This is a genomic window from Acidithiobacillus sp., from assembly GCF_023255755.1.
GTDB lineage: Bacteria > Pseudomonadota > Gammaproteobacteria > Acidithiobacillales > Acidithiobacillaceae > Acidithiobacillus.
Genome location: NZ_JAGDVS010000182.1, coordinates 1 through 6,124 on the forward strand (window position 1 = coordinate 1; position 6,124 = coordinate 6,124).

Below are 6,124 nucleotides of genomic sequence, written 5' to 3' on the forward strand. Positions count from 1 at the left end.
GGCGGCGGCGGCGGCTCCCGATTGGGACGACCCGTTACCCCTCACCGAACATGAGATCGGCGACCCCTATCCAATGGGCGCACTGCCCGACCCCATCAAGGCGGTCGTGCAGGAGGTTCAAGGATTCATTCAAGCACCGACCGCACTGGTGGCGGCTTCGGTACTCAGTGCCCTGTCAGCGGCGGCGCAAGGGCTGGCAAATGTGCAGCGGGACAAAGGTCTAGCCGGACCTTGTTCTTTGTATTTTCTTTCCATCGCTGAGAGCGGCGAACGCAAGAGCGCCATAGACACAACGGTCCTTGAGGGTGTCCGGGCATACGAAATCGAAGAAGAAGAATCTGCAAAAGGGCTGCGGAAGATTCACGCGGCCAAGTTCAGGTCGTGGGAAGCTCAGGTCGATGGTGTTGTGTCATCAATCCGGTCAGACGCCAAAGCCGGAAAGCCGGTCGGCGAGCTTGAATCTAAGTTGATGGAACTGGAACGGAACAAGCCCCGACCCGTCATCGTGCCCCGCGTGCTTTGGGACGACACCACGGTCGAGGCGCTCATCGCTGGCATGGCTTCCAACTGGCCCAGCGCGGCGATTATCAGCGCGGAAGCCGGGGTCGTCTTCGGCGGCCATTCCATGAAAAAGGACAACCTGACCGGCGGCCTGGCAGTGCTCAACAAATTATGGTCAGGCGAACCCATCCGGGCGGATCGTAAAACGGAAGGGGCAAGCGTCCTCCTCAACAGCGGGCGGCTGACTTTGGGTCTGGCCGTGCAGGAGAGTGTGGTCCGGCAATTCTTTGAGTCCTCAAAAGGCATTGCCAGAGGGTCCGGCTTTGCGGCTCGTTTCCTGATTAGCTGGCCTGCATCGACTCAAGGCACCAGATTCTATAAATCTATGGGCACCACGATTGCGACCCATCGTTTTACAGAACGGCTCAAGGCGATGATCGGCGCGACCGAGTTGCTGGTCGACGGCTGCGACCTGAAAACCATACCTCTGTCGCCAGCGGGAAAAGCGGCGTGGGTCAGCTTCCATGACGGCATCGAGCGCGAGTTGCTCCCAGACCATGAGTTCAGCGACAACAAAGACTCTGCCAGCAAAGCGGCTGAAAACGTGGCGCGTCTTGCTTGCCTTTTCCACCTGTTCGAGCACGGACCATCTGGAGAGATCAGCGCCGACCACGTAGGGGCAGCAGCAGCCCTTGTTACGTGGCATCTGTACGAAGCCCGGCGCTTCCTTGGAGAGATTGCCCAGCCCGCCGACCAGATCGCGGCGGAGCGGCTCGACGCATGGTTACTGCAACAGCAGGGTCCGGTCAGCGCCACCACGATCATGCACAAAGGCCCGGCAGATACGCGCAAAAGATCGGAACTGGATAAAGCCCTGCAGGAGCTTATGGCCTGCCACCGGGTCCGCGTATCCAAGGTCGGCAAATCTTCCAGCGTTTCAGTAAATCCGACTCTACGGCAAGGAGGTTGATATGGCATTGCGCGACTTGTACCGGAAGTTTTTGCCGGACCCATATCCGGCTCTTGAGCGGGAGGCCATCCAGAGCGAGGACGACCTGCCCCCGGATCGCGGCTGGGACGATATACCCGGCTTCGAGAACGTGACCCCGATTAGCCTTGAGGCTTATCGCGCATTGCTGACCCGGCTCCACGGCTGGAGGTATCCAGAATGAAAAAGCGCCGACCAGCAGTATCAGTGCCACCGGGCTACATGGATGCACTCGGCAAGCTCTACGGTAAACAGCCCATTGGTGGGCCAGAAACGGCCCTAGAATCGACGCAAACAGCCGGGGCGCTACCAATGCACCACCCAGACGAGCGGGAGGCGCAGAGGCGATTCTCACGGGTATAGAAACATAACCTTGTAATTCAGAGTAACTACTGTACAATTAAACACTATCAACATTGAATGAGGACATAAGCAATGACAGCAGCGAATTACATGCAGGCCCGACGCGCAAGATTGCGGTCCGAAGGCCGTGTCACCCGGCTGGCTACTGAAATAGCCACCCCGGCCCGGCTCAGTCTCGACCACTTGGCGACCATCCACCGGCGTACCGTCAGGGCTGAACTTGAATTTTTAATCTCGGAGGCCATAAGCAATGTCGGAAAGCACTAACCCAGACCGGAAGCACACGATTGCAGTCACCGCCGAAGAGTTGGAACGGGTGGTTAAGGCTCGCATCGAAGGCCAGCCCAAACCGGCGCCGACGTTCCGTGATTTGCCACCTGAACAGCAACGTCAACGTTTACGCAAAATGGGAGTCCCAGTATGAACCACGCAGAAGCAAAAACCGCATATGACGCAGCCCTTGCCGCTGAACAGAGCGCACAGGCCGCATTGGATACCGCCAAGGAAGCCAAGAACGCAGCGTTACTCAGTGCATCCCGCACGGGCGTCGCACCCGATGACAAAACCATCATCGCCGCCGCCGCCGCAGTCACCACGGCATCCACCCGGCTTGAGATGGCTGCTATGGTCCGTGCCGATGCCGAGACGACCATGTATCAGGCGGAGATTGACTGGCTCACCGATGAAGCGGCGAAGCTGGTCACTCGCTATGCTGACGCAGGTGCGGCAGCCACCCAGGCGGGCGACCGCGCCCGACAAGCATTTGCCGACGCACAGAGCGCCCTCTCTGAATGGCTGGCAGCCAACCAGACCCGTGCGGCGGTTGCCAGTGACGCGGCCATGTTTGACGCCAGCGTTGACGCGGCATGGAGCAAAACAAATCCCATCCTTGGCGGCAAACACATGAGCGAGCGCCCAAAATCCCGTATTCGCGCACATGGCGTCGGGAGGCACATCACCGTGCAGCTTATCGGTCCGATTGGCGAAACGGTCCCGGTTCAAGAGGTCCGCTAATTTTCGCGGTGGCGCGGCGGCTTGGGGCTTAACGGCCCCTTTTTTTTTGAACACAGAGAGGTGAATACAATGGCAAACAGACATGCAATGAAAAATCTGGCGCAGGCGCTTGGGCTGCAATACTCGGTACTAGCCCAGGCCACACGCGAGGAAGAACTCAAGGCCCGCACCGCTGGACTACCGCAAGGCTATCAAAACGACTTCATGCCCTATCTGGACGCATATGGGAAACCAAGGTGCGCGGCCAAGACTCGGCAGGGAGTACCGTGCAAGGCGCAGGGGTTAGGGCGTGGGCACCGCTGTCCATTCCACGGCGGCTTGAGCACTGGACCCACGACCGAGGAAGGCAAGGCGAAAGCATTGGCGGCATTGGCGAGAGGGCGGGGGAAATCCTGACTTTTCCTGACATTTCGTCGTGTACGTACGTGCGTCATCGGGTGCATAGAGCCGGGGCAATTTTCGGAGCGGTACATGCGTGCGGGCGTGTGCGTCATGGGGTGCTGGCTGGGCAATTTCCCCTCTATAAAAAGAGGCTGTCACAGTGACGAAGCACATGAATAATATTCACACGGCACAGGCATTGCTTATTATTAGCAACTCTTGTGCCCGTGAATATCGCTCATTGCGACCGGGAGACGCGGCGAGAAATGCCCCCGGAAGGCCCGGAAATTGGGGACCATGCCGGGTTCTGTGACTATCACGAAACGCGGCTGGCGCTGAGATCGGCAACTTGTCGGAAATCCCGACCGGACCACACCTGGATGTGGGCAGCCCGACCACCTTCCCGCACAGTCTTTCTCTCCAGTCGCATCAATCGCACACCCCCGCCAAAGTCACCAGCGCCAGCAATATCAACAGCTTACAGGGTACAGGCTCCCCACAATCGCAAGAATCGCAAAGAATCGCACAGAATCGCAGAGCAAAAACAGGCACTTCCCTTTGCAGAGTCTTTCATCTTTTCAATGACTTACGATCAGCACCCCTCCCAGAATCGCAGGAATCGCAAGAATCGCAGAGGTATCCCACAGAATCGCAGAATCGCCAGAACCGCTATAAAGTAATTTTAAGAATATATTATTATTTAATAATATTCTGATAGAAGGCATGGGACAGGGGGAGAAAGACTGTGCAGAGGGGTGAAGATTCTGCCAGATCAGGGGTCGGTTTTAGGCCCGATTTTCCCCAAATGCTTACAATGCGCTTACACGAAAAAGGAAAGGCACCCAGCCTACTGCACTAAGTGCCTGTTTTATTTGGTGCTGGCGACCGGAATCGAACCGATGACCCACTGATTACAAATCAGTAGCTCTACCGACTGAGCTACGCCAGCTAGACGCGCAGTTTAACGCGAGGCGGGCGGTGTTTTCAAATCCGGCGGAGCCTGATGGTGGCGGTGCAGCCCGATCCAGAGCAGCGCACCCGGCAGGCTGGTCAGCACGACGGTAAAGCCCAGCAAAAGTGAGAGCGCCAGTGCCTGTTCATGCCCCATGTGCAGGTAAGACAGGTAAAACACCATCAGCCCCTCACGCAGTCCCCAGCCCGCAAAAGAGATGGGCAAGGCCAGAAAAAGGCTGATCACCGGCCAGACCACCCAAACCGCCACGGCGTCGGGGGCTTCACCCAGGGCACGGGCGAGCAGCCAGAAAGTCAGGATGGAAAAAAATTGCACCACAAAGGAAAGCACAATCGTTCCACCGAGGGCCAGACGATGACGCAGCAGCGCGCCCATACCGAGACGAATGTCGTGCAGCTTTTCACCCAGTTTACCCGCAAATTTTTCCAGAAAGTTGAGCAATGGGCTCAGAATCAAAAATACAATCAGGACGTAGGCGAAGACCAGAATCCCAATCGTCCAGCCCATCTGCGGCAACAATCCCACCCGCGCACCGCCCAGCACAAAGGCCACGGCAGCAATAGCGATGAGCGCCCCCAAACCCATGAAGCGGTCTCCGAACACTGCGGCCAGCGCCAGCGGCATGGAGTGGGTCTGATGACGGGTGTACCAGGCGCGGATCACGTCACCCGATACGGAACCCGGCAGTACTTGATTGAAATAGGCACCTACCCAGTTCAGCCGCAGCAGCCAGAGCATGGGTGCGGAGCGCTCCATTGCCATGAGAATAATACGCCAGCGTATGGCAGACACCGATAGATTCATGGCATAGGACAACACGGCCGCCACAAACCACAACGGGCGTAGCGCCGCAAAACGCTGACCCAGTTCCTGCCAGTTGGTGTTATGCAGGAGCCAAAACAGAATGCCGACCGTAAAGACGATCTGCAGCAACAATTGCCAATGGGTATGACGTTTTTTGTTTTCTTCGGACATATTCAGTTTTTTGCAGTCAAGACTGGCAGCGACTCTATGCCAGATGGGGGCACCATGACAAACACCCTCATCCCTCTCCCGCCAATGCTGCAAGCTCGCGATGAAATACGGCCACCTTATCCAGCGTCTCCTGATACTCCGCATCCGGATCAGAATCCGCGACAATGCCGCCCCCCGCCCAGAAGCGCAGTTCTCCCTGAACCGCTGTCATACTGCGAATGGCAATATTCATATCCAGGCCGCCGCGCTGGTCCAGATAACCAACACTCCCGCAATACAGGCCACGCGGTCCGGCTTCCAGTTCAGCAATGATTTCCATGGCGCGACGCTTGGGAGCCCCGGTAATAGAGCCCCCCGGAAAGCAGACCTCCAGCGCACTCAAGGCATCCTGTCCCGGTGCTAAGCGCGCCTCCACTACGCTGACCAGATGATGAACGTGGGCGTAAGATTCGAGCGCGCAGAGTTGCGGCACCTGCACCGAGCCAGTCGCTGCCACCCGCCCCAGATCGTTACGCAACAGATCGACAATCATCACGTTCTCGGCACGATCCTTGGGGCTGGCTAAAAGAGCCTGCGCCATCTGTTGGTCTTCCTGCGGATCCTCCAGACGCGGACGTGTCCCTTTGATGGGTCGGACCTGCAAACGCTCTTTTTGAACCCGCAGCAGCCGTTCCGGGGAAAAACTCAGCACCGCGCCCTGGGGCAGGGACAAATATGCCGAAAAAGGCGCCGGATTGACCGTCCGCAGACGCTGGTATAGCGACCATGGCGATCCTGTGTATGGGACGGCGAAGGGTTGGGCCAGATTCACCTGATAGCAGTCACCCGCCTGGATATACTCCTGCACCCGGCCAAAAGCTGCGGCATAGTCGCTGCGATTCCAGAGCGGCTGCACCGGCCCCTGCACCTGGAAAGATGGATCGGGGGAA

At 57.8% G+C, this 6,124-nt stretch carries 6 protein-coding genes and 1 tRNA gene; 4 read left to right on the forward strand and 3 right to left on the reverse strand.

Annotated elements, in window-relative coordinates; all coding sequences use genetic code 11:
- The 4 genes from Q0C48_RS12675 to Q0C48_RS14735 form a co-directional block, all read left to right on the forward strand.
- On the forward strand, nucleotides 1-1,471 hold a 1,471-nt coding region (locus Q0C48_RS12675), incomplete at its 5' end, for a YfjI family protein (protein WP_291524909.1).
- Between the two features lies 1 nt (nucleotide 1,472).
- Nucleotides 1,473-1,673: a hypothetical protein gene (locus tag Q0C48_RS12680; protein WP_291524912.1), complete on the forward strand. Its 201-nt coding sequence runs from the start codon at nucleotides 1,473-1,475 to the stop codon at nucleotides 1,671-1,673.
- 599 nt (nucleotides 1,674-2,272) lie between these two features.
- Entirely contained in the window at nucleotides 2,273-2,866 is a 594-nt protein-coding gene (locus tag Q0C48_RS12685; protein WP_291524913.1) for a hypothetical protein, read from the forward strand.
- Nucleotides 2,867-3,070: 204 nt separating this feature from the next.
- Complete coding sequence (locus tag Q0C48_RS14735) at nucleotides 3,071-3,262, forward strand: HGGxSTG domain-containing protein (protein WP_366937055.1); 192 nt, start codon at nucleotides 3,071-3,073, stop codon at nucleotides 3,260-3,262.
- Nucleotides 3,263-4,120: 858 nt separating this feature from the next.
- On the opposite strand, the gene Q0C48_RS12690 is transcribed toward Q0C48_RS14735, so the two are convergent.
- The 3 genes from Q0C48_RS12690 to pabB form a co-directional block, all read right to left on the reverse strand.
- Nucleotides 4,121-4,196: transfer RNA gene (locus Q0C48_RS12690), tRNA-Thr, on the reverse strand.
- Nucleotides 4,197-4,208: 12 nt separating this feature from the next.
- Entirely contained in the window at nucleotides 4,209-5,195 is a 987-nt protein-coding gene (locus Q0C48_RS12695) for a lysylphosphatidylglycerol synthase transmembrane domain-containing protein (protein WP_291524915.1), read from the reverse strand.
- Between the two features lie 67 nt (nucleotides 5,196-5,262).
- Nucleotides 5,263-6,124: aminodeoxychorismate synthase component I (gene pabB, locus Q0C48_RS12700; protein ID WP_291524917.1), on the reverse strand; the 862-nt coding region annotated here is incomplete at its 5' end.